The sequence below is a fragment of the Pseudomonas sp. ZT5P21 genome (assembly GCF_054897785.1).
The window spans coordinates 2,874,298-2,899,936 of the sequence record NZ_CM142705.1 but is presented as its reverse complement, the minus strand read 5'-3'; the positions used below and the strand labels follow the sequence as shown (position 1 = coordinate 2,899,936).

Here is a 25,639-nt window from a genome sequence, read left to right as displayed (position 1 = left end):
CTTCCAGACTGCCTGCATACAGACCGCGGAAAAGCCTTTTTTGCGCGCCGCTACGCGAAACCTGAGCCAGGAAACCTTTGCCGAAAATAAAAATCTCAATCTCGGACGCTTACTTTTCAGCTGCGGAAACCATGGCCAACTTTTTCAACAGAATCAATTCAAAGCTGCCCTTCATGGAAGGCAGCTCTCCCTGATAACGGGAAGTCTCCCCGTAAAGGGAGAAGAGCCTAGGCGATATCCGGTGCACGCGTAACTGGCACGAATTCTCCGACCCCGACCCTCGCGCCGGGTTTACTGTTTTCGTGTGACGGCCGCCACCTGTTTGGATCTAAACGTGCGGGTCAGCAGAGGCCTGATCGCGGGTTTTCCAAAGCGATAGCAGCACACCGCCTAGCAGCAAAGCCAGGGTCACGCTCAGGGAAATGGCCGCCGGAATCTTGCCGATGATGCCGACCATGAATATCTTGCCGCCGATAAACACTAACACCAGCGCCAGGGCATACTTGAGATAAGCGAAGCGGTGAATCATCGCCGCCAGAGCGAAATACAATGCACGCAGGCCAAGGATGGCGAAGATGTTTGAGGTGTAGACGATGAAGGGGTCCTGGGTGATGGCGAAGATCGCCGGCACACTGTCTACAGCAAACACCAAGTCGGCACACTCGATCAGCACCAGGGCCAGGAACAACGGCGTCGCCCAGACCGCGGACTTACCACTGGCATCCGCCTGGCGGACGAAGAAACGCCCGTCATGCAAGCGATCGGTCACCCGCATGTGTTTGCGCAGGAAATTCACCAGTAGGTTTTCACTAAGGTTCGGGTGGGCATCGATCTTGCTGAAGAGCATCTTTGCCCCGGTCAACAGCAGAAAGATGCCGAACACATAGAGAATCCAACTGAACTCGGCGACCAACGCCGCACCTAGGCCAATCATGATAGCGCGCAGCACTATCACACCGAGAATGCCCCAGAACAGGACCTCGTGCTGATACTTACGCGGAATTGAGAGAAAGCTGAAGATCATCGCCATCAGGAAGACGTTGTCCATCGACAACGATTTCTCGATTAGAAAGCCGGTGTAAAAATCCATCCCGGCCTCACCGCCCTTGACCAGCCAGACCCAGAGGCCAAACAGCAAGCCAGCCGTGATATAGCCAGCAGACAGCAGCAGGCTTTCACGAACCCCGATTTCTCGATGCTCACGGTGTAGCACCCCGAGGTCGAAAATCAACAGGCCGATAACGATGCCGATAAAAACTAGCCACAACCAAGTGGCGGTGCCGAGAAACTCGGCAAAAAAGAACGGTTCTAGGGCAGTCATGAGCCCCTCCTCTAAGTGTCGAAGTTGTACAAACTACAACTCCGACATGGCAGCGATTCGCTGTCAGAGGGGCCCGGCGTTGTGGGAAAAAATTTAGAGAGACACGTGGGTTTTCTCAATCACGTAAGAGTTGCAAGTTATTTCAATGTGGGAGGCCGCTGCTGAGGTCGGAATGTCGAGGTAGAAAATCCATAACAGCGTTTCATGCTGGCCTACTCTTGTGGCCGTTCGATACAAATGAGCTAGACGAGCTAGACGAGGATCAGCTATCACTGGCGGTTGACCTGAGCTACAACCTCAGAGAGTTGTACGATGAAGAGCCGATTCTTACGTCCAAGAGCCCATGGCCGCATCTGGTTCTCGGCCCAATTATTATCAACCGGTATAGACCTGTCGTCGAGGTAGTGCGACAGCGCTGGCCAACGTTTCAGGCTCTAAGCGGATGGTGATCAGGGCTGCCATCTGGGGACACTTTGAAATGGTGCTTCGCTCGAAGCCAGCGCAGGGATCGCCCCTACTGGACCACACATCATTCACGCGCCGGCGCTACTTTCAGCACAGCTAGGGTCAAACGTCTTTCCCCTAGCTAGACTGAATGTGACTATATGGAGGTTTGCTATGGCAACCCGGTGAACCCTTAACCCTTAACCGGCCACGTGAGTCACCCTCGGTTACTTAGAGGTATCTCACTGGCTGCATTTGGCCGATTCTGTTGAAAAAGTCGGCCTGCCCAAACTGCCTGATCATCGACTGGTGAAAACGCCTTTTTTGCACGCTGCCACGTGAAATCCGAGTCCGGAAGCCTCTGCCAAAAGTAAAGATTTCAATCTCGGACGCGTACTTTTCTGATGCGCAAACCATGGCCGACTTTTTCAACAGAATCGGCCGATTGCGTTCTTTCACGATGCGTTGCCGCCACCTCATGGACTACCCGAAGCGTGAACTCCAAGATGGCGGTATTTAGGGCGGGTAGGGCGAGCTTATTTGGGTTGATCTTGAAAAGCAGGCATCGTTCTGGGTGCTCCGGCCTGAAGGTTCGCAGGTGCGGGCCTCTTTTTTTGGTAATTCACATCACTCAATGCTGATGGGCATGCGAATGGATGGTGAGGGCGCCAGGTACCTTGGTGCGTTCGAGCCCCCCACGTTCCAGCCACCGGAGGGTCTGCTCATAGGCACGCTGCAGCAAAGACTCGGTCTGGTCAAAGTTGAACACCGAGACATTCACCGGACACAGGGGCGGGACGATGTGCAGACTGGTAAGAGTGCGGAAGTGTTCGATGTCGCTCACCAGTTGGCGCATGCTCATCAGATTGACGGTGTGCAGGGCCAAGGCGACCAGTCCTCTGGGTGGATGCGTTAGGTCGCAACTCATTCCGGTGGGGATTACCACGACGTTGGTGGCTCCCAAGGCTACGGCAGTCGAAATAGGTGTATTGCTTGCCACGCCGCCGTCAACCAGGAACTGATCGGCGATTTGTACGCAGGGGAACACTAGCGGTATGGCAGCGCTGGCCAGTAAGGCCTGCTCGAGTTCGCCACTCGACAGAACCGTCTCGGCACCACTGAGCAGGTTGGTGGTGACGATGTATAGGGGCAGCACCGCATCCTCAATGCGGTGAATGGGCAGTGCCTGACCCAGTAGCCGATTCAAGGCCGACGGCTGCAACAGATAGCCACGCCGTTTGATCAATCCTCTACAGGTATCGAACCAAGAGAGGGGGAAGATGTCGGTTTTACTCAGCCCGCGCCAGAATTCGGCGAGCGCCTCGACGCCATCGGAATCTGGTCTTGCGGCAAAGTAGGCACCGTTAATAGCGCCTACCGAAGCACCAACCACCATGTCGAATTGAACATTGGCTTCGACTAGGGCCCGCAACATACCAACCTGCACCGCCCCCAAACTGCCACCGCCAGCGAATACGATTGCGGTTTTTGTCGCCATGGCGGAAGTCTCTGTGCGGAAATGTATCGAATGAGTGTAGCTGGCGGGTCGGCATTACTTCCGGCAGCCGCCACATGCTCGATATTTCGCAAGTTAGAGTTACAGACCATGCCGAATCCCAACGGAACGGGATGAATGCGTAAGATTTCCGGTGATAGGAGATTAGTCTGTTGAGACCGCGTTCCGGGAAGCCCCCGAGGTGGGGCTCTTTTGAGCATTGCGAGCAGGTCAAGCTTCTTATGATCGTCTGCTTTTGGCACTTTGTTGCCTGTCGTGAAGAGCTGCATTCGAAAGCTGCGCTTGGTGGGGGGCGCCCGGAAACCTGCATTGACGGTCGGCCTGTAGTCTTTTTTCGAAGCGTGTGCCTACCGTTACCCTTCGTAGCTCGGTGCCCTTAGCGCCGCATCGGCAGCGGATGTCGCAATCATCAATTTCAGGGATCACTCTTCGACGCCGTGGGTTTTCGACTCCGCGGCTTACGCTTGGCTATAGAAACTTGGCGACCTGCAGCAGTTGCTGCTCCAATGTTTCAGCACGGGCATGCTGCGCTGCAGCACGTTGCTGGGTTTGGCCAAGCTCGGCTTGGATCGACTCCAGCCGTCGTTGCAACTGCTCGACATGCCGCCCGACTTCCTTTAGCTGGGTCGCCCGAAGCCTTGCCCTCCTCCCGGCCGCGGTCGACCTCCCGGTGCGCGCGATCCTCAACTCCACGCACGTAGATCTCCTGCGCGACGCGCTCCTGCTCGGCCTTGAGCCGCAGCGCCTGCAGATCCTGCTGCAACGTCTGGTTGTGCTGCTGAGCTTGATGGCGCTCGTACAGCAAGCTCTCACGCTGCAATTGCAGATCCTCGATCTGCAACTGGCGCTGGGACAGCAGCAGTTCTAAATCTGCCAGGCGTGATTCGGATGATTGGCGCCCAATCAAGGCCTCCGCTGCCTGCTGGCGAAACTGCGCCGCGTCCTGACGCGACTGGTCCTCGACCGTCGCTACTCGTTCGCGCTCTGCATCCAGCAACTGGCGTTGTTCGGCGAGTGCCTGCTCGGCGGCGCCCTGCGCCAAGCGAATGGCCTGCTGCCAGACCATCATGAACGCTTGCGCCACCTCACTTGGCAACCCCGGCAGGCGGGTCTCGCCGCTCAACCGCTGGGCGAGGCGTGACCACCATTGGTCCAACAGGCCGCCAACCCGCGCCGGACTGCCGCGCCCCAGTTCCAGGCGCACGCGCTCGACCGTCGGCCTTTCGCCACGCGCCAATACGGCATCCGCGGCGGCAAATACGTCATGTTCCGGTACCCCTACCGCCATGCCCCACCTCCGGCTATATTGGGTCTGATAATAAAATGTTATCCGACGTTATTTGCCGAAGTCGGAAATTTCAGTCCGATGACCGTACTCAATATTACCGATCAGTTACCCTTGGTCGACGCAACGCCGTTAGACCCGCATTTTCTGGCAATTAACGCGCAGGAGGCCGCGGCGGCGTTTATCGCGGCCGGCACCGCGGCGAATACGGTGCGCAGCTACCGCAGCGCCCTGACCTACTGGTCGGCCTGGCTGCAACTGCGTTATGGCCAGGTGCTGGGCGATGTGCCTCTGCCGGTCACGGTGGCGATTCAGTTTGTCCTTGATCACCTGGCCCGGCCGCTGGAAGACGGTAGCTGGACACATCTGCTGCCGCCGGCGATCGACACGGCGCTGGTCAACGCAAGGATCAAAGCCAAGCCAGGACCGCTGGCGTTCAACACGGTCAGCCATCGTCTGGCAGTACTGAGTAAATGGCACCGGCTCAACGAGTGGGAGAACCCATGCAACGCCGCGACGCTGAAGACCCTGCTGTGCGAAGCGCGTAAGGCTCAGTCGCGTCAGGGCATGAACGTGCGCAAGAAGACCGCGATCGTGCTGGAACCCTTGCAGGCGCTGCTCGCCACCTGCAACGACGGCGTGCGCGGCATCCGCGATCGCGCCCTGCTCCTGCTGGCCTGGAGCGGCGGCCGTCGCCGCTCGGAAGTGGTCGGCCTGCAGGTCGGCGATGTGCGGCCGCTGGATGCCGACACCTGGCTGTATAGCCTGGGCGTCACCAAGACCGACACCGGCGGCACCCGTCGCGAGAAGCCGCTACGCGGCCCGGCGGCACACGCCCTCGCCGCCTGGCTGGCCGCGGCACCAGCCACAGAGGGCCCTCTGTTTCGCCGTCTGTATAAAGGCGGCAAAGTCGGCACCACCGCGTTGTCGGCCGATCAGGTGGCGCGCATCGTCCAGCGTCGCGCCAGGCTCGCGGGTCTTGAGGGGGATTGGGACGCGCACAGCTTGAGGTCGGGGTTTGTCACCGAAGCCGGTCGCCAGGGTGTGCCGCTTGGCGAAGTGATGGCCATGACCGAGCATCGCAGCATCAGCACGGTGATGGGTTACTTCCAAGCCGGAACCTTGTTGGGTAGCCGCGTCAGCGCGCTAATGCCAGCAATAACGGAGAATGACAGCTAAACTTAGGCGCCTTACACGAACACCGTCAACTCTACTTGGGTAGACGACGTGGATCCTCATCTGGCGAATGGTGGCTAAACATGAGCACCTCAAAATCCTTTTTGCAGAACCTAAATTCCGCAGAGTTATATTCGTTAAGATTCCCCGAGCAAAAATCAGTCAAAATACGTCGCGACCTCAAGCATTTCGAGGAATGGTTGAAAGCCATTTTAAATACAGAAATTTCGTACGATGACGCAATATTCCATGCGTCATTATACAAAATATTCTTCCTCTACAATGTTGCTCTTTATCCGACCTCCAAGGCACAGGATAATTTTATACCCCACGAATTTAGCCTTCATCTTCAGCAACAAGGCCTAACTGATTCTGGCTCACTCAGTTGCAGCCAAGCAGCTTCTCGGATCATGACAGCCATTCGCTGGCAGGAATTTCACTTGCAGAGCTACGAACTGCAGTATTACCGACCAAGAATCGACACGCACTCTCTCATGAGCGAGTTGATACCCTTTTATCGCAAGATGGAAATTCTTGTCAAAAACGAAGAGCTTACCTATAAAAACGCGACACAGCCCGAGACTGTATTCAAGGTTTTCAGATCCCACGAAATTCCGGGCCCTCACGCGACGCGAGACCTTGTAATACTCATGATGACCTGGAACGCAGGCTGTACCCCAGCCGAGCTCATAAATTTTTCCCTCCAAGACCTCGTGCCGCAGGGTGCGCTTGACTGGGAGTACCACCGCTCAGATGCGCAGGAGGTTACGCCCGTCAGGTTAGACCCCTATGCGGTGATTGCGATTCTTGAGCATGCAGGTACACAGCCTGAGATCCCGCCGAGCGATAAACTCCTGTACTGTTTCGACGGTGATAGTGCCAGGCCATTCAAGGAAAATGAAATCGAGGTCATCCTCGAGCAACATTACCGCTTCGCTGAAGCCCTGTATGGTTTTGACCCCTATATCAGCATAGACGCTGATAACCCTGACCTTGACTACTCATCATCCAAAGAAGACATGATTTCGGACATGTTGACAGCATTCTACGATGCCATGATAAAAAATTCCGGACATCCGCACTCACGTTCACTCGGAGTAGATGACGATATTGACTGGGATGTGGCCGTACAACGCACGCGGAAGCAGCAGCGGGCAATAAGTCAACCAGTTGCTGGAGATACGCCGAGAGATGACGGCGACGATCAGGCCGATTGGGACAGCGCTGTCATCAAAAGAAAAGACTACTGAATCACATTAATAGTAGCCGCTTCCGACAAGATTAATTGAATTTCCGAGCAGGCTGTTAAAGCAGATTCCTCTTAAAAAAGCAATCGATAAAGCCCCTAGAGGAAGCGAAAAATATTCAAAGCACAGTAATAAAGATGACTCATGAACTTAGTCGCCCGAAATACAGGTGAGAATTTTTCCGAGCTATACGATTTTTCCTGCATGATTTATTTTTTCCTCAACACTTAGCTCACTACCACCAGTTGCTGGAGCCACTGCATATACACTTCGCAAACGAAGAACCAATTCATTAACTAGTTCCAGCTAGAAACGTCGGGCGCTTTATACATGCGAAACGAGGATTTATTTCCGTCAGCCCCTTCGAGATGCTCAATAGCATTCCGTTGCCAAAACGAATCCACCGAGCGACTTCGAATAGTTTGACTGTGGGTTGTGGTAAACCTTTGTGATGACAGCTGAAATACCGATTCCCTTACCTATATTTGCACGAACTTTTTCTCTGCTACGTCAAGCTCTACCCAAACGCAGTGACGTGCGGTCGTTTTTAACAGGCGATCTAACGTGTGATTTCACGGAGCAAATGAATACGAGTGGGCGCCGACGTGGACGAGCAGGTAGGTTAGAGTGCCGCCTCCATGAAAACTCAATTGCCTTCGAGGCTCAAACACCCAGCGAACGGAGCATCGCTGCCCAATCTCGGCTGCGGGAGGATTTGTACTGGCCTGATGTTGACTCACCCTCTTCATCTCCGCAGCTTTTTTGCCAAGATAACGCCGAAATAAACGTTAAGTTCGACTTGCCGCTACGTCCTTCGGAAAAGTATACGGCCCAACACACAGGATGAATCAGGCGGCCATAGCACGCATCCATTTGTCCCGCTAGCAACCCATGCTGCAATTGGCGTTGCAAAAGCGTGGTAATGTCGCAAGCCAATATTTGGCGAAGTAACCAGCGCTCAACTGAAGGAGTATTAGCCCTCTGGAACACGCTGTGCATTTTCTTCTCCGCTATCCACGCGAGCATTTTCTTCTCACACCCCGCTGCAGAATAGCGTAGCTGAGATGGTACCTTGGCGTTGCGCCAAAAGCTCAGCCAGTCCAGATAGGCCACTATGCTATAGCACTGCGCGGGCATCGAAGTTCCTTCCGCGCCGCGCCACAGCATCGATATCAGGCCGCGCGTCAGGCGTAAGCCAGGAAAATTCCGCTTCTTGAAATTCCTGAAAATGGACTTCGCGATACTGGCCAACTCTTTCGCCAGTGCCTCATCGGTTACCTCTGGCGCAACGCTCACCGAAAGAATGGCAGGGCGAAAAGTTGGGTATCGAGCAAGAACGGGAGCTAACGAAGCGTCACAGATTAGCGTCTGCAGATCCCGAAATAAATCCGCTTCTACGTGCGCAAATTGCCGAATGGACTCCGACAATTGCAATACGTTATCGCATTGAAAATCTGCGGCGCCTGCGATATCAAAATCGACAATTCCATTCCTTCCAAGACTGAGCAACTCGTGAGCCCGGCGCAAGCGCTCTGCTCCCAATGGACTGATGAAATGTAGCGACTGCCGATCTCGGGGGGCCCCCAGATGCTGACCGCAACGCCAACAACCATAAGGATATTTGAACAGGTTTGCGTGCATCTCGTAACTTGTTGACGCACCACAATGAGGGCATTGACCGAGTAAACCAATTCCATGTACTGGACAGGTATCCATCAATTGGAATTGGAACAGCGTGTAGTGTCGTCCCTGCGCGAGGCAAGCCGGGCAGAACCGCAATACCAAAGCCACATGCCTTTCGGATTTAACAAAAGTTGGCACCAGGAACATAGATTCGACTTGCCAAGCGCTCAGGCCGAGCAATTCTTGCAATACGTCGTTGCGCACTGATCCGATATGAGCAAGATTTTTGGAATGATGTCGCCATGCGGGAGCAGTACCGCCGTATGGCTGGATGATCTTAATCAGTGAGACGCCCGTGATGACATTAACGAGTGAGAAGCGACAAATAATCGAGTAAACAGACTCATAAGGGATATGCCTTGGCCTAAGGCCGCAGTACTTCAACCGAGGTTTAAATAGTTCTTCCCTCAGGGTGATGATCATTGTTAAGGCAGCCCATGAGCGACTATTGAATTGGCCGTGGCGGCTTGAAACCAGGACTCCTGAATCAATTTCATACACGTTCCCCTGGTCAGGCTGAAATCAGCGCTGTCGTTGTCGGTATTTTCAGTCAGTAACATTTCTATCGTTTTTGTGAAATATTTCATTGGCACCTCCATGTCAACTTTAATATTCAGTTCAAGATAGGAGTCATTGAACGATTGCCAGAGTAAATCCCCAAAATTCTCCAGCCGAAAACCAGCAGCAAATGCCTCAGGTAAGAAAAAACGGGTATAGGTCCAATCAGTGCCCTCCGGATAAATTGCACTATCGTAGTAACTAAGGCACTGTACAAAATCGTCTTTCTCCTTAATGCCCCGAAAGGGGTGTTCGTAGAGCATAAAGCGATTCACAATAGCTTCGCCTTCTTCTCCTGTTTTCAGCAGGGAAATTTTTTGATCAAGCATCAGTCGTTGCCCCACCAATATAGGTATCAACGTAACACCGTGCAGCATCAAATCGTTATATATGTCCTTGATCCAGTCATAATGCGATGGTAGTAATCGCGAAGCCTCATCAAGGAATAATACGAAGAGTCTCCGAGGATCATTAGATGCCGCATCAACCATGAAGTGTATGAGGCGGGTATGTTTCACGCTTATACTGCATGTGTCCACCCAGCGCTTATGCCCTACCAGCGCCAACAAATCAGTATAGAAATTCCCTTTGTGTGGTGACATATCGCGTTTTGCATTGTATATCGCCACTGGCACGTGCGGAAAATCAATATCTAAACATTGCCGACAGTACATCATCGCGCTGGTTTTTCCGTAGCGAATTCGCCCCCAAATAACCAGTCCGGAATCTTTCCGCTTGATGACCTTTAGCACCATGGCATAAGTTTCACCAATAGAGTGCGTGGGCATCAAATAGGTCCTATTGCATACAGGATGCTGGTCCAGCGCAATTGGCCGCATATTCTGGATGTCCATAATACCTCTTGGTTCAGAAGGTGAAAACTTTCGTTAATTTGACGCGCTCTGGAGTGTTTGTGGTTGGATCCGCCTCCGCTGCCCGGACGGGAGGCGCTTCATCCATGACACGACCAGTCTCCTTATATAAAGTGGTCGCAACGCTTCTTGAAGCATTTCCAGTCGGTGATTTATGACGCCGCAATGCATCGCATGGCATCTCGCCGCGCGCGAATTGAAATTGACGTTCCCTGGTAGCCTTCCATAACTCAGAACGTACTTTCAGGCTATGCGGTTGAAGACACCAAGGATGTGGCGCACTTAGAACTCCCACGAAAACGCCATCCTCATCCAAAAGCCTGATGAATGAAACATCTTCTCGAGAGTATTCAATGAACATATGTCTGCCCACGGAATCGCTTCTTAAAATATCAAGGTTTTTGTACTTCAAATACGCGAAATTGATATAGGCCCCTCCGTATTTTGAAGAGGTTTTCACCACCACTGACTCTCTCACCATTGTAAACAGCAAGGCATCTCTATAACTTTCTGGTAGTTTGTTCGACGGGAGCATCGCCTCATCTCGCCGCAGACAGAATACCTCGAGTGGCGAATGCCCCTGCAAAGAAGAGTGAGATCGCCCATTGTAGTCAGAGATCACGATATCGATAGAGCTTTTCAGCTCCTCCAAAGTAAGCAGCATTTGCAGTGGCCTTTTCGATTTCGGAGATAAGCGCGCTATAATTTTATCGCGGTTATCGCTGCCAGTAGTTCCGATTATGCGATGGGAGTAATGCTGCACAATGAACAAGAAAAAACGTTCAATGATTGGTCTATCGTTCGGCGTATAAGTCCGACCAAATTCGGCAACACAGCCCACACGATCATGAAGAACTCGGACCACATGTTTGGCTTTGTGGGCCCAAGCGTTGTCAAGCTTTAATGTTGCCCAGGTTTCCCAGGCGCTACCATGCTCGCTCGGAAATCCGCCGGAACTCAAGTATTTGATCTTTGCTAATGCGTTGGGCGGTCTCTGGTGTGGTCCTAAGCTGTTGAATATTGCTTTAAGGACGTCGATCTGATCATACGTCTGGCCGAGCGCAATCGAATACCCCAATACGCAACGTGAATACACATCAATTAATAGGACTAGCCAGACCCGTAATATTTCATATCTGATCGGTTGTCCATAGCTATCAATTTCTTCGATAGCTAGCCGTATATCAATCATGTGTCCATCCGCTTCTACCTGCTGCAGAATGTCAGTTGGCGGCACAATATCTCTTGTATCCGAGTCATGTCGCTCCTTCTCCATTAGCGCCATCAGTTCTTTGTTCTTTTTTTTCAGGTATGCTCTCAAGCCAGAACGCGCATACGTTTTGCGATTATAGGGATACTGATCACTACTTACTCCCACTGATGCACACTGCTCCAGGAAGCTGTTATGTATAATATCAAAGTAATCGCCCCCTTCTTTTCGTGGCTTGTATGAGCGAGCGATTTTTTCCAGCCAAGGCGCTAACTCAGGGTAATCATTTATGAGTTTACTGAATGCCCCTGCATCGCCTAGACCTCCTGAGGAACTCGAACTTTCCAAAATCTTTTCTCGGCTATATTTTTGCAGTGAGGTACGCCGGTAGGGAATGGCACCTCTAAAGCCCACGGGTACTCCATCGCGATCTAGATCAAGGCATCTATTGATAGTCCGGTACAAACCACTACGATTGAGTCCATATTTTTCCTCAATTTCGCTAAGCGTTGCGCCTTCTTTTAGAAATGCATGTATTGCCTTGATTCGTTTCTCCGTCCTTTCTCGAATATCTTCAGAAAGAAGGTCAACGTCAATGCTTTTCCAGGCGTCGCAGTCATTTCCGCTAGCCAGGTATTCTTTACGACAAAAGCGACTTGAATCACTCATGCCCCACCCGAACCACTTTTATCTGGGTTAATCCGCGAATCCTTTTACTCTGCACGTCAGTTATCGCTATTCTTCCGCGTCTCACAAGCTCAAATAGTAGGCCTCCCGCATTCTCTGGAAATCGCTCTTGCAAGCTCAAAACTGCGCCTTGTATGGTGTCCTGGCCTCTCTCAACAAAGCGAAGCGCAGAATCCAGATTTCTCCCACTCAAAGACTCTTTAAACTTATTAATATAGGACAACATGCACAGTAGGTTTTCGGCATGCGTCTGGTCTTCCAGCCGGCATTGTGCGGTCAGGAAATCACACTGAATATCATTTTTTTCAGCGTACTCTAAAATTTCATTTTCGGCATTCCCACTCAGTTCTCGCTTGGAAAACACGAAGTGTGTAGAACTAGCAACTTCGTATTTGAGCGCCACTGAAATTTTTCTGGCGGTCAGATTTAGCACGATCTGATTAGCTAACACGTCGGTAGCGAAGGGATTAAACTCAATTACGGCCCAGCGCCAGAAACTCGGACGGCAATACAAACGTATTTGACTGGCTTTTTTTGGGCTGTAAACCAAAAATTCGGGTGCTCCCCCTGGTCTGCCTTTCGACTCCTCAGTAATGAAAGCCGTCATCACCCTAGCCTCGCCTTTGAAATGCAAGAAATGCCAAGAAAAATCAAACAGTTACAAAGTGTCAAAATTGCAGCATGATCGCTCAAGTTTCAAATTCTTAGGAATTATGGCTGCCCTAGCCGGTGATGCTAGACTGCTTAGAAATATCTAAAATAGTTTTTTATCGCTTTCGACCATGAAAAGAACTATAAAACCTATAAAATTTCCCTTAAGTGTAGCTTTTCAAGAAGTTTCAAAATTACTTGGTTGCACTTTTAGGGAATCGCAAGTCGTAAGACCCCTACAACGATCAACATCCGCACAGCGCCTTGAACTATCGCTCACCGAGGGAGTTCAGGCGCTAGGCAGCCGCATCAATTTAACAGGGAGTTGGTGTCCGGTTTTGTAGGGGCAAATCCACCTGCCACCCCCCGGGTCATCGGAAGTTGAATGGTTCTCCGACCGCTGCGAGAAAGTCTTCAAGGAAACGAACGAGCTCAGATCGCACGAGTTTTAGTCATTGCAATACCTTTTCGCCCCAGTTGTTTGACGCCATACATAGCCTGATCCGCCGCCTTAAGCAACGTATCGAGACTCTGTCCATGGATAGGACACAGCGAGACTCCGATACTGCACGATAGAGTTACCTCTCCTATGGTCGTTGCGACCGACTGCGCGATGGCTTCTAGCATCCTCTCGGCTTTGATTTCAGCACTTTCGGGGTTGGTGAGGTCTGTAATCAGAGCCACAAATTCATCTCCGCCGTAGCGTGCGACGGTGTCACAAGAACGCGTGGCCTGAAGCATACGATTCGCGACCGCTCGCAGAACCTGGTCGCCTACTTCATGGCCGTACTTGTCGTTGATTTCCTTAAAATGATCCAGGTCGATCAAAAGTACAGCAAACGGAATACCTTTCACTTCCCAATCCGAGAAGGCCTGGGCAAAACGCTCGGCGAATAGGTAACGGTTAGGCAGTTGTGTGAGCACATCATGGGTTGCGAGATAGGCAGAGCGCTCGTGCTCAACTTCGGCCCTTTCTATAGCCTTGAAATGCCTGATCAATACCGTCGGCATCAACACCAGTGCCCCGGCGAGTACTAAAAGAATCATCAACATTTCTTCGGTAAGGACATCCCCGAGACGGAGTTGCCGCTCGAATACCAACGTCATGGGCTGCGATGTGCTGCGGATCTCGACCCGGTCACCCAATTGCGGCAAGAAGAGGCGATCTAGAAAACCTGCTTGTTGAACCTGCGTTGAAAACACACTGCTTTCAGACCCGGCAGCGGTTTTCAGGACAGCATTGATGTGAACCAGAGGATCCGAGTTCGCATGGTTCACCACATCCACTAGCGAGCTCGTCTTGATCAGTAGCAAAGACACCATCGTGCTACCAAAAAAATTGGGGCGGGTGTTCTTTTGCTCCCCTTCAGGTCGACTAACTGACTGCATCAGTATGTACGCGTCGCCACCCTCATACATTGTAAAAACGGGGGATACGACGGGCTTCTGATTATTATGGGTTCGAGCCAACGCGTAGGAGAGATAGGCGACGGTTTCCAGCCTGACACCATAAATGGAGCTAGATTCCGGGAGTAATGGGTACATAAACAGTACAGGCCAAGTCTCGCTCAGATAGGCCTGATGCTGAGCAGGCTGCTGAGTGAGGCTTGGGAAGTCTTTAAGTTCAAAGTCTTGCCGCCAAGTGCGGCGCAACAGGTTTTCAAAGGCTGCCTGCTCAGCGATGGGTACCGCCCTCGCCGCCTCGAGCATGTAAATGTGAGGATAAGCGGATAAAACGGCCGCCGCATAACGAGCCGCTGCTTCCGTATCACTTTGATCGACCGCTTGGAGAAATGCTGAAAACCCCGCCAGCACAGCTTCATTGGTATCAAGCTGATTGCGCACGATGCCGGAAATATTCTGCACGTATTCCGAGAAACGCGTTGCCCGGCGTTCGGTCTCAGACTTCAACAGCAACATGGCCGAAAAACCAATCAGGCCGACAGCCAGAATAATGAACCCCACTAAGGAGCTGCGCCGCTTAGTCAATGTCATCCGGGTCGACCAACGCGTAGAGCGTACACGGTATCTCGCCCAGCCCCTCTCGAATCCTCATTTCCCATAGCGTCTCGTCCCTGTCTTATTTTCACGCGGCTTGCTTGCCTGGTCTGACCATCTATTGCGTTCGGGGCTAAAATCTCAGCCTTTCGAGTGGTGACGTTTGCAAGGTTTTGAACTTCGCTAACAACAGTAGAAAAGCTGATTATAGGGCAATTCGCCACTATCCAGAAGAGCGCTCTACTCCCATGGCACAAGCCCAATTCTGCGCAGTCTGCCAATGAGGGACTGGCGCGCACGCTTAGCACGAGGACATGAGTCGATGAATTGACGGTAGCGAACATAAGGCGATCAATCGTTGAAGCGCTTGGCCTCTTTAGGAAAGAATAATCTGAACATAACCTCGCTGTTCACGCCCCGCGAGGTTTACCAGATACTCCGTTGAAACACTGGCGAAATAATCTGACCGTATGATCCGCGTCACTGGAATCCGAGGGTACTAGAGATGAATCGGTCATCAAGAAGCCTGCGCAAACTGCTCGACTCCGTCGCTACCAACAATGAGCACGCGGCGCTGGATGTTATGCGTGCAGCTGAGCAGCTCACGGACGAGGTTTTGCGGCAACGGTTGCTAAACCTGATTCACCGGCTCAATCAGGACGCCGATGACCTGCGATTGGCGCGCGACGACATCCAGGGCGGTGCCATCAAATTCGCGTGACTGACCACCAGCGACTTAGCGGACTGGTTGCACTAACCGTGCACTCAAGCACAACAACACACCCAGCCACTCTGATCTATCTTAAGACGAAAAATCTGAGGGCAATTCAACTGCTACCTTGCCAAACGAAGCTGGAAAGCCATGCAGCAGACTTGCATAAAAGTTCAGATATATTCATGCCGGGTCAAGAGTGTACCCTCAAGAGTCATGATGGAGCCTAGAGGCAAACGATGAAACCGATCAATCAACTCTTCCTGCACTTCAACGACGGCCAGCGCCTGGCGCTGAGCTTCCCGGAACCGGACAAAGACCCAGCGCAAGTGACCCAGCTCATCCGCAAACAGCTCGAATCGCCTTACCTCAGTATCGAGGTGGATGGCGACCTGTTGCTGATCCCGCGCACCAGCATCACGTACCTGCAGATCACCCCTGCGCCGCCAAGCCTGCCGGACGTCACCGTTGTCGGGGCCAAATTGCTCGATTGAGCTCCGAATGCGGGATGGCACGCCTATCGGCAGCCTTCGCTCCTTCAACTGGCTGCATAGCTGCAACTCGCTGCGTCTGTTCTCACCTGCCACTTGGAGTTCGATCCTGGTTGGTGCCTGCCTCCTAGATTAAACTGCGACGAACTCCACTGCCAGACATCCCGCCGTCAGTTCCGCCACTAGACCACTACACAAATCACTGAGGCCGCTCACATCCACCCCAGCCACGTCCAGTAAGTACTGGCAAACACCAACAGCAATCCATAACCGATAAGCGTAACCAGCACGCCAACCCGAGCGAATTGTTTGGGATTAAAGGTATCCGTGCCCAGGCACACGATATTCTGCGGCGCATTGATGGGCAATATGAAGCCGAAACTGACGACGAACCCAAGTAACATGGTCATGCCCAAGCGACTGAAATCCCCAGGCAGGGTTTGCAGGACGGCCATCAGGATTGGAAGCAGTGCAGAAGTCAGCGCGGAAGCGCTGGCAAAGCCCAAGTGGATCAGAATAAGGAAGGCGCTCAGAACGGCAAATACCCCCAGCGTGCCGATTTTGTCCAGCCCCGTGTGCCCGACGACCTGAGCGCCCAGCCACTGCCCGGCCTGAGTGGTCAACAGCGCAGTGCCAAGGCTGATGCCGACTCCGAAGACAATCACGGTACCCCACGGGATTCGTGCTTGAACGTCTTTCCAGGTCATTACACCGAAACGGGGCAGTAACAACAGAACCAGCCCGGCATACGTGGTCGAGGTGGTATCGAAAGCGTGCAATTTACCTTCCGTCGCCCAAGCCAAAAGAAGGAGGCCAGAGACGGCCGCCGCTACGCTTGAATTTTCCACGCAGGAAAACCGATGCCAAATTCAGACCTGCTCCCTTCGCTGCTGTTAAAGATGAATCAAAACCAACTCGCCTTTGAGGCCGCCATCATGGAACTGACGCTCTGGGTCGATAAGCGTGGATCGGGTGAGGTGGGAGGCAATGTACGCGGTGCGCTGGAAACGATTACCAAAAATGAAGAGCTCATCACTATGACGCTCGCGGTATTGATGGCACCGTGATCTATCCAATACGTCGAAGAAGCCTGTTGAATAACTGGATTTGCGCCTTGGTAGACGGCGACCATATGGGCTTTGATTCGCTGCGACCATTCAAAGCGATTGCGCGCCGGGGGCATCCATCGCGTTCAAACAAAAACCAATCACAGCACCAGCAACGCCTCGTGGATCTCAATGGATGGAACAGCCTCTTTCTTGCGCTTGCTGGCAAGCCAGATTCTCGTTTTGCTCACATCGAAAATCTGCCCCTGCTCCATCAGCGTCAACACGAGTGCATCTGAAACCCGATAGCGACCACAGGCCGGACAATCTCTTTCCTCCCACGGGCCATTGCACTGGATGCGTTCAGCGACGCCAGCACAAACACGTTTGAGTTCGTGAACGGTTTCCACGACACCGCCAACGCAGTGGCCACGGTGATCTACACCCACTTGTTGCCGCCGAACTTCGCGCTAGCCTGGTCGGTTTTCTTCAACTTCCTATGGGGTGCTGCTGCCCAGCGGAGCAGCGGCTTTCGACATCATCGCGCTGCTGCCGGTGGAACTAATTCTGCAAGTTGGCTCGTCCGCCGGGTTCGCCATGATCTTCGCCCCGTTAAATCATGAGTTTGATCCAGTCGGCACGGCTGAATGGGCGTGATCCGTAAGCTTACTTGAAGGATATTCTTACTCGCCTGCCGACGCAGCGCGGGAGTGAGATTAGGAGCTGTTGCCGCACAGGTGGGCGCCCGTTTAATCACGCATTTGCGGTAGCAACAGGCAGGTCAGGTTAAGCAGCGCTGATTCAGTTTGCTTCCTCTAACACATTCAAAAGATCTACGAACTGGCCTGTCAGCTTGTGATGCCTGTCGAGGTAAATCAAGGGTAGGCACCGCTGGTGAGATTCACGCATCTTGACCGAGCTGCCCAGATACACCGGGAGAATTGGCAACCCTTCCTTGATGAGTTCGTCGACCAGATTGCGGTGGAAGCCAGTGGTGCTCAGATAGTGATTGATGACAATCCCTTCAACGACCAGTGACTCATTATGGTCAGCCTGTAGTTCTGCCACCTGTGCCAGCACTTGATACAGCGCCTGGCGAGCGAAGGTATCGCAATCAAATGGAATCAACACCGAATCCGCTGCGATGAGGGCACTGAACGCATAGAAATTCATGGCTGGTGGCGTATCGATGTAAACGCGGTCGTAGTCTTGGGAAACCTCGTCCAGTAGCTTGCGCAATTTGTTGATCTTGAATTTCGCTTCCAGCTTGGGCTGGAGATCAGCTAGCTCGCCGCTGGCTGTGATGACGTGAAGATTGTCATGGGCGGTCTCGAATATCTGCACGCGACTTTTCTTCGCCGCCGGCCCTGAAGACAGCGTTTGCTTGAAAAAATCGGCAATGCCCACTGGGATATTATCCCCGGTCATCCCTGTCAGGTAGTAAGTGGAATTAGCTTGGGCATCCAGATCGACAACAAGCGTGCGGTAGCCTTCATCTGCGCTTGCGGCGGCGAGGTTGCACACGATGCTCGACTTACCTACTCCACCTTTTTGATTGAAAATGACACGGCGCATCAATGCCCTACCTTTGGCAAAAGACTCCAGTCTATCGATTTGTTATTGACCTAAAGCGCTAAATTGATGAATTTTATGTGTCAGTGAGCTGGGGCGATATTAAATCGAGGTTTGGTACTTCCTTCCATTTCGCTGAAGGTCTCTTAACAATTGTTAATGCCCTACCCCACACGACCTGCCCAAAATCCGCAAAAACTACAATGAGCAGGAGTCCACCATGTCCACGCCTCCCGTTAGTGCAAAAACCGTATACGAACTCCTCCAGATTTCGGTCAAGACTCATCCTGATCAGCTCGCATTGAGCTACATCAACAGCCTGACACCGCTTGATACGCAGCACTTCAGTTACACCGAGCTGTTGTGCAACGTGAACCGTGCGGCACGACTGATCCTGGATCTCGCGGGCCGCCGCAAGCCTGTGGTTTCGCTGCTACTGCCAAACATTCCGCAGAGTCAGTACCTGCTCTGGGCCGCCGCCAGCGTTGGCATCGCCAACCCGCTCAACCCACTGCTCAACGAGGATGCCCTGTACAACCTGATGCTGGAGGCGAAAACCGACCTGATCTTCGTGCTCGGCCCACTACCGGGCAATGATCTTTGGCAAAAGGCCCTCAGCGTAGCCCAGCGTTTGCCACACAAGCCCAAGTGCGTATCCGTGATGGCGAAGGCTGGAGAGTACTGGTTTGATGAGTTACTCACGGTTTACAGCAATTCGGAACTGGAGACCCCATTGTTGCCGCGTGCCGACGACATCGCCGCTTACTTCCATACTGGCGGCACCACCGGCGTGCCTAAACTGGCCTGCCACACTCATGCCAATCAAGTTGCGGCAGCCCTCGCCTACGTGCGTTGCATGGCAACCAGCCCCAACGATGTTGCACTTAATGGTCTGCCGATCTTCCACGTCGCCGGGGCCTTGGTGAACAGTTTGGGAGGACTCGCCAGTGGTTTGCAGATGTTGCTGCCCACGCTCACAGGTTTCCGCAATCCCGAGGTGATCCGTCTTCACTGGCAATTGGTTGAGCAGTACCGAATCACTATCAGTAGCGGCATCCCGACCTCGGTTGCTGCGATGCTTGAAGTGCCGCTGGATGGCCACGACATCAGCTCGCTGCGCTTTATGCTCTCTGGCGGCGCACCGGTGCCTGCAGCGCTTTGCGAGCAAGTTCGCGCGGTTACCGGGCTCAATCTGTACCAAGCCTATGGCATGACCGAATGCGCTGGCGTCATCGCCCTGCCGAATCTTGAGCGACCTTCGATCCCCGGTAGTGCGGGACATGTCAGTGGAGAGGTGGAAGTGCGGATCGCCAACGGCGGTGAGATCTGTGTTCGCGGCCCGACGGTATTCCCCGGTTACCTGGGACAGAGTACCGTCCCCCTTGAAGACGGCTGGCTACGCACTGGCGACTTGGGGCATTTGGACGAGTCGGGCAACTTGTTCATCACCGGTCGGGCCAAGGATCTGATAATCCGCAGCGGCCATAACATTGACCCAGCTTTGATCGAGAACTGCCTGGAGTCCCATCCAGCGGTGTCGCTAGCCGCAGCAGTAAGTATGCCCGATGAATACGCCGGTGAGCTGCCGGTGGCCTTCGTGCAGTTGCACAAAGGCAGCCATATCAGCATTGACGAACTGCAGCAGTATGCCTTCGAGAACATCGCTGAGCGCCCCGCCTGCCCGAAGCGCATTTTCCTGGTCGACGCCCTTCCAGTCACGGCGGTAGGAAAGATCTTCAAACAGCGCCTGCGGGAGCTGGCGGCGTCATACGCCTTTGGCGAACGCATTGCGCCGCGTTGCGGAAAGCTCGTTGTCGAGGTAAGCCATCAGGCCGATGGCAGTCTGCTGGTCAATCTCGATGCAGTGCCACTCGAACATCTGAAGTGGTGCGCGGAACAAGCCGAGCGGCTGAACTTGCGCGTTCTGACACCGAAGAACGAAAACTGTGATTGATTATGACCACCTAATCAGGCGCCCAGCTTGGACTTGATCCGCGAAAATGACACCGGATCCATGCTCAGATAACTCGCCAGCTGGTACTGCGGTACTCGCTGCAGTAACCACGCTTCGTGCCCCAGCAACCAGCGATAGCGCTCCTCACTGTTGCAGGTGAGGAGCAGCGCCTCGCGGGATTCGTTGCGTAGCATGATTTCCCTGGTGGCCTTGTCGACAAACCCCTGCAACTGAGGGAAATGCTCACGCAGGCGGATTAAAGTATGCAGCGGCACAGCCACCAGCCAGCTGTGCTCCAGCGCCTCAATAGTGTAGGTGCAGGGTTGTTGCTTCAAGTAGGCGCTAAGCGAACCAATCACCTCTCCTTCGTGGAAGAAAGCCTTATTCCGTTGCTTACCTTCTGGTGACGAATAGTAATAGCGGATCAGGCCGGAAAGGATTACGAAAAAGTGCGTAGGGGTTTCGCCTGCGCGAATGATCGGCTGATCGCGAGTAAAGTACCGGAGTTCAAACACCTTCACGAGGTGTGCCCAGAGCTGCGGATCATTCACTCCATACCCGTCGAAAACTGCCGCGAGCATTTTCAGTGCGTTTACATCCAGCGCGCTTTTCACAGTTAGCTTCACGCTCCCGGCGGGGTCATAGAATAAACCGCACATGTGAGATTCATTCTACGAGCCGAGTTACGGTTTCGACCAGCTTATTGACCTTTGTGTATCCCGATTCCCCGTCGCCAAACTGCTTCGGCTGATTGGAACCTGGATTTACTTTAGGATTTCACGAACTCCAGAAGATCAGCATTCAACCTTTCCTTGTGCGTATCGGTAATGCCATGAGGAGCACCCTCGTAAACGATCAGCTTGCTGTTCTTGATCAGTTTGGCCGAAGCGCGACCTGAAGCATCAATGTGCGCGCGTCAAAGGTACCGACATAAACTTCGCCATTAGCGTCGTTTACCGCCAGGCCCTCAGGGTTGCGAACCCCTTCAGGCAGATTCGCAAATGATTTCACCTGACCGTAGACCACATCCGGCTCCGCCAACGGCAAACTAGCCGGCAACAGGGACAAAGCGCATACCACGTAAACTTGGCGCCTGCTCAATTATGACACTCCCATCGATGTGGATTGGACTAACTATCAATGGTACTTCTTGACGGTATAGCCCTAGCATGCACACATCGGACGGTGCCCAACCACGTAAAATCGGCAAGATAAAAAACCACAGGAAACGTTTGGCTTTTTAAGGAACAAATCTCAACGAATTTGCCTGTTTTACGTAGTGCAGCATTGAGGATGGCGTGAAGATAGTTCAATCAGAATCCAGGTAGGTTGCCAGATGAAATGGATAATCCCATGGCTCCCCTCCATTCAAAGATCCCACCTCTAAATGAGCGTGTTGGCTGGCAACGATTGAAGCGTCAAGCCAACATCACCAAAGTTTTGGATGTACTGCAGCACTACGGCGACCAGCCAATTCGACTGGAGGAACTTCGCAGCAAAGCAGGTGTGAGCGAGCGGACACTACGCTCAATATTCAACGAGATATTTGGCGTCGGGCCCAATCGTTACATGTTGATTCGCCGACTGCATATGGTTCGAGCAGCATTGTCGATTGCTGACACGAGCACAGAATCCGTCAGCCACATCGCATTACGATTCGGGTTTACCGACAGCGGTCGTATGGCCTCCCAATACCACACGCTGTTCGGTGAGTATCCGAGCAAAACCTTGATGAGAGCTCGCTAACCGGCCGACGTCCCAGACTCCAAATCGCGCGCAGATGCTGGTGATCGTATCCTCAGTGCCGGCGTGACGAATTGCGCCGCGAATTGCATGTAAGCGTAATATCGATGAGGGCTCATCCCGGATAGACGGCTACGGCCACCCATCTGCCCAGCCGGTGTAACGGATCAACGGCTCAGGTACTCAGAGGTGGAAATGACCGGTGCGTAACCGAAGCTCAGCGCCGCCATAAACGCCGCATGCGCGTGCTCAGCGGGAACCTTGACCCCGTTGAACTCAAGATCGAGCGTGGCGCAAGCGTCATGCAACACCGTGGTGGTATAGCCAAAATCAACCGATGCGCGAGTCATGCCATCCACGCACATGTGACTCATGTTGCCAACGATGACGACCTCGTTGATCCCATGGCGGTCTAGGATGGATTTCAGTTCGGTCTCACGAAACGAATTGATGAAATGTTTGAGCACCACGGGCTCGCCCTCACGGTTCTTCGCGCTGTCGTGTATCTGTGCGCCCTCGCTGCCGGGGCGGAAAAAGGGTGCATTTTCATCCTTGAATTCATGCCGGATATGTACCACCAGGTCTCCCCGCTCACGGAACCTGTCAATCACCGTGGCTGCTTGTGCAGCGGCGTCCTCGACGTGAGACAGCGCCCACCTGCCGCCCGGAAAATAGTCGTTCTGGATATCAACGACCACCAACGCTTTTTTGTTTGAGTCAGTACTGCTCATGACCATTCTCCCAATGACGTGACGCCAGATGGAGCGGGCTGACTCGATCAAGTGCTAAAGTCAGCCTGCGCGTTTCAGAACGAGTTGTTAGTATCTTCAGCTGTTGCAAAGAGCGTCAATGCCAGTGCTTTCGCGACACCTTCGCCATAAGCCGGATCGGCCTTGGTGCAATTGGAGACATGGCGCTGTTTGATCTCCACAGAAGCATTGGGCTGGGGACATTAGCCTGAACAAGTTTCCTGGCTGCTCATAGTGATCTTCAACAATGCTCTGATCATAATGGCCTGCATCCCCTACAAGAGCCAAAGCCGGCTCATGCATCTCTCGATGATCCTCCCACTTTCCATGGCTATTAGGAGAGTAAGCAAGCGTCGACCCAAGGTTGCCATCCGTCCGCATCGCTCCGTCGCGGTGATAACTGTGAAATGGGCACCGAGGGGCATTGACCGGAATGTGATTGAAGTTCACACCCAAGCGATACCGCTGCGCATCGCCATAGGAAAATAGGCGGGCCTGGAGCATTTTATCCGGTGAAACGCTCACACCCGGAACGATATTCGCGGGGGAAAAAGCCGCTTGCTCGACCTCGGCAAAATGATTCTCAGGGTTGCGTTTCAGCTCCAGAATACCCACTTCCTGAAGCGGAAACTCTGCATGGGGCCAGACTTTGGTAAGGTCGAATGGGTTGTGCCGATGCACTCGCGCCTGTTCTTCGGTCATAGTCTGAATGCACAATTTCCAGCTCGGAAAATTCTTCTGCTCAATGCAGACATAAAGGTCGCGCAAATGGCTCTCGCGGTCGTTGCCCACAATTTGTGCCGCCTCACTGTCGCTCAGGTTCGTGATCCCTTGCTGACACACGAAATGAAATTTTGTCCATACACGCTGTTTTGCGCATTGACTAGACTGAAGGTATGGCTGCCGAAACCATGCATGTGCCGGTAACTGGCGGGAATGCCACGATCTGGCGTGCATATGCCGCTCCGGAATAACCTCTCGGTCGAATTGCGCCAGTTTTTCCAGCAACCAGATGTCTTGCAGCAGCGCTGGCCCACGCGGCCCGGCTGTCTGGATATTGAGGTTGTCGATCACCGGCGCACCGGTAGCATGGGTGAGTTTTTTATCGTTCATCAGGGTGACCTCTCCAGGCACTAGCCAATCAATTCGAGAAGATCGCGAGTGCTGACGATGACGTGCGCGTACGTAGGCCCATTGATGTCATGGGCGGCGATCATGGCCTCTTTGGAAAACGCTGCAGTGGCGTCCTTCACCAGCGTGACGTGATAACCCAGTTCCGCCGCAAACTTGCCGGTCGTTTCGATGCAGGTGTTAGCCAGCATGCCAACTATGATGACCGAATCGATTCCGTGCTGTTTGAGCTGAAAATCCAGATCCGTATTGGCAAACCCGCTGCCGCCCCAATGCTCCTGAACTACGACATCATTGGGCTGCGGCAAAAAATCCGGGTGCCACTCCCCTCCCCAGCTACCGACGGCGAACACCTGCGCTTTTCCCGCGCCCAACTGATAAGGGCTTGGATGCTTCCATCCTTGGAAATCCTGCGGCGTTGCACGGTGATGCGGTACGTAAAAAACATGAAGACCCGCCGCACGAACGGCCGCGACAACCCGGCGCAAATTGTTAAGCGTGTCGACGTCGTCAGCCACCGCCTTAGCGAGCCCTGCGAGCTTCCCTCCATCGCTGAGAAAATCGTTGTACGGATCCACCAACAGCAGAGCGGTGCTTTTGTGGGGATAATTGGCGTCACTCATTTGAACCTCCCGACCACCGGAAAAATACGCGTGCACTGCGGTTCAGGGCTTGTCCTTTGCGTCCCACGTGGCTGGCAAAGAAAGATCGCCCGACGCAACGTCCCAGACCGAACTGACGCACAGCAGAGGGTCGTGCAGATCAGCGTTGACCTTCAACCCTGCCGTGACACCGTCGTATTTGAAATTTTCAGGAAAACCGACAGCAGCCAACGGCACTTGGATCGTGACCGTGTCCTTGTCAACATTAAGTCCATAGCCTGGAGAGTCGATATAAAGCGGTACGCCGGGCCAGGTGGCTGGCATCTTCGGCTTCATGTCTTTGGGAATGTCGCGCACCTTCAGACCGCTTGGCCCGCAACTGGCTTCTTTGCTCAAAACAACCCAATGGGAATGCCACAGGCCGCCATCGTTGTCCTTCTTGCCGTCGCTGTTTTCATCCAGTTGTGGGGTGTCGTCGAAGTCCGGATGGGAAGTCAGCGCAAGCGCGAGGATGCCGGACTTGGGCTCGAAGCCGACGGCATCGCTGTCCAGACTGGTTGGCCATACATAACTGTAAACATCGGAGCCCGCAAATTTGCCTGTAGGTGTTGGCGTACTGCTACCCGCTGTACCGGCAACGACTTGTTGAAAGACAAGGTTATTGCCCTCGCGGTAGATGTGCGTATGAACCAAGTCAAATGCGGCATCAGCCTGGCTTCTGGCGCTGTTAATCCCGCCAGGCTCATGCGCCAGTAGTGGAAGACTCAAGACGGAAGATATGAGCAAAAACCATAAACGTTGCATGCCTACCCCCCTTAAGGGAAATGAACAGCTTTGCGTGGTTATAGCTGACACACGCCTTTCAGCGACTTGTTACAAGATTCGCTGATTTTGTGTATTGATCGACAATTTCTGGAGCGTAGTAATGATGCGCAAAGTGTATTTGGGAGACTACGTAAAAACGGCAAATAGCTCAGCGCGGCGTGAAAAA

Annotated in this window: 20 protein-coding genes and 7 pseudogenes; 9 read left to right on the top strand and 18 right to left on the bottom strand. The window is 53.2% G+C overall.

Annotated elements, in window-relative coordinates; genetic code table 11:
* Positions 1-328: 328 nt before the first annotated feature.
* The 4 genes and pseudogenes from ACYZT9_RS13515 to ACYZT9_RS13500 all read right to left on the bottom strand — a co-directional run bounded on the left by ACYZT9_RS13515 (position 329) and on the right by ACYZT9_RS13500 (position 4,569).
* Positions 329-1,321 carry a TerC family protein gene (locus tag ACYZT9_RS13515; protein WP_462005967.1) on the bottom strand — a complete coding sequence of 331 codons (993 nt, stop codon included), beginning with the start codon at positions 1,319-1,321 and terminating at the stop codon, positions 329-331.
* A gap of 314 nt (positions 1,322-1,635) precedes the next feature.
* Positions 1,636-1,755, bottom strand: a pseudogene (locus ACYZT9_RS13510) (IS66 family transposase); the annotation flags it as partial.
* Positions 1,756-2,396: 641 nt separating this feature from the next.
* Entirely contained in the window at positions 2,397-3,263 is an 867-nt protein-coding gene (locus tag ACYZT9_RS13505) for a patatin-like phospholipase family protein (RefSeq protein ID WP_462005966.1), read from the bottom strand.
* 433 nt (positions 3,264-3,696) lie between these two features.
* Positions 3,697-4,569, bottom strand: a pseudogene (locus ACYZT9_RS13500) (DNA-binding protein).
* 78 nt (positions 4,570-4,647) lie between these two features.
* Between ACYZT9_RS13500 and ACYZT9_RS13495 the strand changes: the two are divergent.
* Both ACYZT9_RS13495 and ACYZT9_RS13490 read left to right on the top strand, forming a co-directional pair.
* Positions 4,648-5,745: a site-specific integrase gene (locus tag ACYZT9_RS13495; protein ID WP_462005965.1), complete on the top strand. Its 1,098-nt coding sequence runs from the start codon at positions 4,648-4,650 to the stop codon at positions 5,743-5,745.
* 80 nt (positions 5,746-5,825) lie between these two features.
* Entirely contained in the window at positions 5,826-6,992 is a 1,167-nt protein-coding gene (locus ACYZT9_RS13490) for a hypothetical protein (protein ID WP_462005964.1), read from the top strand.
* Positions 6,993-7,652: 660 nt separating this feature from the next.
* Here ACYZT9_RS13490 and ACYZT9_RS13485 read toward each other — a convergent pair.
* The 5 genes from ACYZT9_RS13485 to ACYZT9_RS13465 form a co-directional block, all read right to left on the bottom strand.
* Positions 7,653-9,095: a TniQ family protein gene (locus ACYZT9_RS13485; protein WP_462005963.1), complete on the bottom strand. Its 1,443-nt coding sequence runs from the start codon at positions 9,093-9,095 to the stop codon at positions 7,653-7,655.
* 2 nt (positions 9,096-9,097) lie between these two features.
* Positions 9,098-10,084 carry a TniB family NTP-binding protein gene (locus ACYZT9_RS13480; protein ID WP_462005962.1) on the bottom strand — a complete coding sequence of 329 codons (987 nt, stop codon included), beginning with the start codon at positions 10,082-10,084 and terminating at the stop codon, positions 9,098-9,100.
* A 13-nt stretch (positions 10,085-10,097) separates the two neighbouring features.
* On the bottom strand, positions 10,098-11,981 hold the full coding sequence (locus tag ACYZT9_RS13475) for an integrase (RefSeq protein ID WP_462005961.1): 1,884 nt from the start codon (positions 11,979-11,981) through the stop codon (positions 10,098-10,100).
* On the bottom strand, positions 11,974-12,606 hold the full coding sequence (locus tag ACYZT9_RS13470; RefSeq protein WP_462005960.1) for a hypothetical protein: 633 nt from the start codon (positions 12,604-12,606) through the stop codon (positions 11,974-11,976). Before ACYZT9_RS13470 ends, ACYZT9_RS13475 begins: the two co-directional genes overlap by 8 nt.
* A 476-nt stretch (positions 12,607-13,082) precedes the next feature.
* Positions 13,083-14,645 carry a diguanylate cyclase domain-containing protein gene (locus ACYZT9_RS13465; protein ID WP_462005959.1) on the bottom strand — a complete coding sequence of 521 codons (1,563 nt, stop codon included), beginning with the start codon at positions 14,643-14,645 and terminating at the stop codon, positions 13,083-13,085.
* Between the two features lie 508 nt (positions 14,646-15,153).
* Here ACYZT9_RS13465 and ACYZT9_RS13460 point away from each other — a divergent pair.
* Both ACYZT9_RS13460 and ACYZT9_RS13455 read left to right on the top strand, forming a co-directional pair.
* Complete coding sequence (locus ACYZT9_RS13460; protein ID WP_462005958.1) at positions 15,154-15,369, top strand: hypothetical protein; 216 nt, start codon at positions 15,154-15,156, stop codon at positions 15,367-15,369.
* Positions 15,370-15,599: 230 nt separating this feature from the next.
* Positions 15,600-15,854, top strand: coding sequence for a hypothetical protein (locus tag ACYZT9_RS13455; RefSeq protein ID WP_462005957.1), 255 nt, complete (start codon positions 15,600-15,602; stop codon positions 15,852-15,854).
* A 209-nt stretch (positions 15,855-16,063) separates the two neighbouring features.
* On the opposite strand, the pseudogene ACYZT9_RS13450 reads toward ACYZT9_RS13455, so the two are convergent.
* Positions 16,064-16,672 (bottom strand): annotated as a pseudogene (locus ACYZT9_RS13450) (SLC13 family permease); the annotation flags it as partial.
* Positions 16,673-16,711: 39 nt separating this feature from the next.
* On the opposite strand from ACYZT9_RS13450, the gene ACYZT9_RS13445 reads away from it, so the two are divergent.
* A complete protein-coding gene (locus ACYZT9_RS13445) occupies positions 16,712-16,918 on the top strand; it encodes a hypothetical protein (RefSeq protein WP_462005956.1) in 207 nt (68 codons plus the stop codon).
* Between the two features lie 140 nt (positions 16,919-17,058).
* Here the strand turns inward: ACYZT9_RS13445 and ACYZT9_RS13440 are convergent, their stop codons facing one another.
* The gene (locus ACYZT9_RS13440; RefSeq protein ID WP_462005955.1) at positions 17,059-17,307 is read right to left on the bottom strand and encodes a hypothetical protein; all 249 of its coding nucleotides are present in this window, start codon (positions 17,305-17,307) and stop codon (positions 17,059-17,061) included.
* Between ACYZT9_RS13440 and ACYZT9_RS13435 the strand changes: the two are divergent.
* Both ACYZT9_RS13435 and ACYZT9_RS13430 read left to right on the top strand, forming a co-directional pair.
* Positions 17,284-17,512, top strand: a pseudogene (locus tag ACYZT9_RS13435) (inorganic phosphate transporter); the annotation flags it as partial. The gene ACYZT9_RS13440 and the pseudogene ACYZT9_RS13435 overlap by 24 nt on opposite strands.
* Before the next feature lies 1 nt (position 17,513).
* A pseudogene (locus tag ACYZT9_RS13430) lies at positions 17,514-17,650 on the top strand (transposase domain-containing protein); the annotation flags it as partial.
* Positions 17,651-17,698: 48 nt separating this feature from the next.
* Here the strand turns inward: ACYZT9_RS13430 and ACYZT9_RS13425 are convergent.
* The gene (locus ACYZT9_RS13425) at positions 17,699-18,472 is read right to left on the bottom strand and encodes a ParA family protein (RefSeq protein WP_462005954.1); all 774 of its coding nucleotides are present in this window, start codon (positions 18,470-18,472) and stop codon (positions 17,699-17,701) included.
* A gap of 217 nt (positions 18,473-18,689) precedes the next feature.
* Here ACYZT9_RS13425 and ACYZT9_RS13420 point away from each other — a divergent pair, with 217 nt between their 5' ends.
* Positions 18,690-20,423: an AMP-binding protein gene (locus ACYZT9_RS13420; RefSeq protein WP_462005953.1), complete on the top strand. Its 1,734-nt coding sequence runs from the start codon at positions 18,690-18,692 to the stop codon at positions 20,421-20,423.
* Positions 20,424-20,437: 14 nt separating this feature from the next.
* Here the strand turns inward: ACYZT9_RS13420 and ACYZT9_RS13415 are convergent, their stop codons facing one another.
* Complete coding sequence (locus ACYZT9_RS13415; RefSeq protein ID WP_462005952.1) at positions 20,438-21,082, bottom strand: Crp/Fnr family transcriptional regulator; 645 nt, start codon at positions 21,080-21,082, stop codon at positions 20,438-20,440.
* Positions 21,083-21,192: 110 nt separating this feature from the next.
* A pseudogene (locus ACYZT9_RS13410) lies at positions 21,193-21,330 on the bottom strand (alpha/beta fold hydrolase); the annotation flags it as partial.
* 446 nt (positions 21,331-21,776) lie between these two features.
* On the opposite strand from ACYZT9_RS13410, the gene ACYZT9_RS13405 reads away from it, so the two are divergent.
* Positions 21,777-22,169 (top strand): helix-turn-helix transcriptional regulator, encoded by a 393-nt coding sequence (locus ACYZT9_RS13405; protein ID WP_462005951.1) that lies wholly within the window; start codon positions 21,777-21,779, stop codon positions 22,167-22,169.
* Between the two features lie 164 nt (positions 22,170-22,333).
* Here the strand turns inward: ACYZT9_RS13405 and ACYZT9_RS13400 are convergent, their stop codons facing one another.
* The 4 genes and pseudogenes from ACYZT9_RS13400 to ACYZT9_RS13385 all read right to left on the bottom strand — a co-directional run bounded on the left by ACYZT9_RS13400 (position 22,334) and on the right by ACYZT9_RS13385 (position 25,452).
* On the bottom strand, positions 22,334-22,897 hold the full coding sequence (locus ACYZT9_RS13400) for a cysteine hydrolase family protein (protein ID WP_462005950.1): 564 nt from the start codon (positions 22,895-22,897) through the stop codon (positions 22,334-22,336).
* Positions 22,898-22,971: 74 nt separating this feature from the next.
* Positions 22,972-24,028: pseudogene (locus tag ACYZT9_RS13395) on the bottom strand (catalase).
* A 20-nt stretch (positions 24,029-24,048) separates the two neighbouring features.
* Positions 24,049-24,669 (bottom strand): cysteine hydrolase family protein, encoded by a 621-nt coding sequence (locus ACYZT9_RS13390; protein ID WP_462005949.1) that lies wholly within the window; start codon positions 24,667-24,669, stop codon positions 24,049-24,051.
* A gap of 42 nt (positions 24,670-24,711) precedes the next feature.
* The gene (locus tag ACYZT9_RS13385) at positions 24,712-25,452 is read right to left on the bottom strand and encodes a hypothetical protein (RefSeq protein WP_462005948.1); all 741 of its coding nucleotides are present in this window, start codon (positions 25,450-25,452) and stop codon (positions 24,712-24,714) included.
* Between the last annotated feature and the right edge of the window lie 187 nt (positions 25,453-25,639).

What these genes read in the sequence shown, in the direction of transcription:
- ACYZT9_RS13515 (WP_462005967.1), bottom strand. Translation starts at nt 1,321, where the DNA reads ATGACTGCCCTAGAACCGTTCTTTTTTGCCGAGTTTCTCGGCACCGCC.
- ACYZT9_RS13505 (WP_462005966.1), bottom strand. Translation starts at nt 3,263, where the DNA reads ATGGCGACAAAAACCGCAATCGTATTCGCTGGCGGTGGCAGTTTGGGG.
- ACYZT9_RS13495 (WP_462005965.1), top strand. Translation starts at nt 4,648, where the DNA reads ATGACCGTACTCAATATTACCGATCAGTTACCCTTGGTCGACGCAACG.
- ACYZT9_RS13490 (WP_462005964.1), top strand. Translation starts at nt 5,826, where the DNA reads ATGAGCACCTCAAAATCCTTTTTGCAGAACCTAAATTCCGCAGAGTTA.
- ACYZT9_RS13485 (WP_462005963.1), bottom strand. Translation starts at nt 9,095, where the DNA reads ATGATCATCACCCTGAGGGAAGAACTATTTAAACCTCGGTTGAAGTAC.
- ACYZT9_RS13480 (WP_462005962.1), bottom strand. Translation starts at nt 10,084, where the DNA reads ATGGACATCCAGAATATGCGGCCAATTGCGCTGGACCAGCATCCTGTA.
- ACYZT9_RS13475 (WP_462005961.1), bottom strand. Translation starts at nt 11,981, where the DNA reads ATGAGTGATTCAAGTCGCTTTTGTCGTAAAGAATACCTGGCTAGCGGA.
- ACYZT9_RS13470 (WP_462005960.1), bottom strand. Translation starts at nt 12,606, where the DNA reads ATGACGGCTTTCATTACTGAGGAGTCGAAAGGCAGACCAGGGGGAGCA.
- ACYZT9_RS13465 (WP_462005959.1), bottom strand. Translation starts at nt 14,645, where the DNA reads ATGACATTGACTAAGCGGCGCAGCTCCTTAGTGGGGTTCATTATTCTG.
- ACYZT9_RS13460 (WP_462005958.1), top strand. Translation starts at nt 15,154, where the DNA reads ATGAATCGGTCATCAAGAAGCCTGCGCAAACTGCTCGACTCCGTCGCT.
- ACYZT9_RS13455 (WP_462005957.1), top strand. Translation starts at nt 15,600, where the DNA reads ATGAAACCGATCAATCAACTCTTCCTGCACTTCAACGACGGCCAGCGC.
- ACYZT9_RS13445 (WP_462005956.1), top strand. Translation starts at nt 16,712, where the DNA reads ATGCCAAATTCAGACCTGCTCCCTTCGCTGCTGTTAAAGATGAATCAA.
- ACYZT9_RS13425 (WP_462005954.1), bottom strand. Translation starts at nt 18,472, where the DNA reads ATGCGCCGTGTCATTTTCAATCAAAAAGGTGGAGTAGGTAAGTCGAGC.
- ACYZT9_RS13420 (WP_462005953.1), top strand. Translation starts at nt 18,690, where the DNA reads ATGTCCACGCCTCCCGTTAGTGCAAAAACCGTATACGAACTCCTCCAG.
- ACYZT9_RS13415 (WP_462005952.1), bottom strand. Translation starts at nt 21,082, where the DNA reads ATGTGCGGTTTATTCTATGACCCCGCCGGGAGCGTGAAGCTAACTGTG.
- ACYZT9_RS13405 (WP_462005951.1), top strand. Translation starts at nt 21,777, where the DNA reads ATGGCTCCCCTCCATTCAAAGATCCCACCTCTAAATGAGCGTGTTGGC.
- ACYZT9_RS13400 (WP_462005950.1), bottom strand. Translation starts at nt 22,897, where the DNA reads ATGAGCAGTACTGACTCAAACAAAAAAGCGTTGGTGGTCGTTGATATC.
- ACYZT9_RS13390 (WP_462005949.1), bottom strand. Translation starts at nt 24,669, where the DNA reads ATGAGTGACGCCAATTATCCCCACAAAAGCACCGCTCTGCTGTTGGTG.
- ACYZT9_RS13385 (WP_462005948.1), bottom strand. Translation starts at nt 25,452, where the DNA reads ATGCAACGTTTATGGTTTTTGCTCATATCTTCCGTCTTGAGTCTTCCA.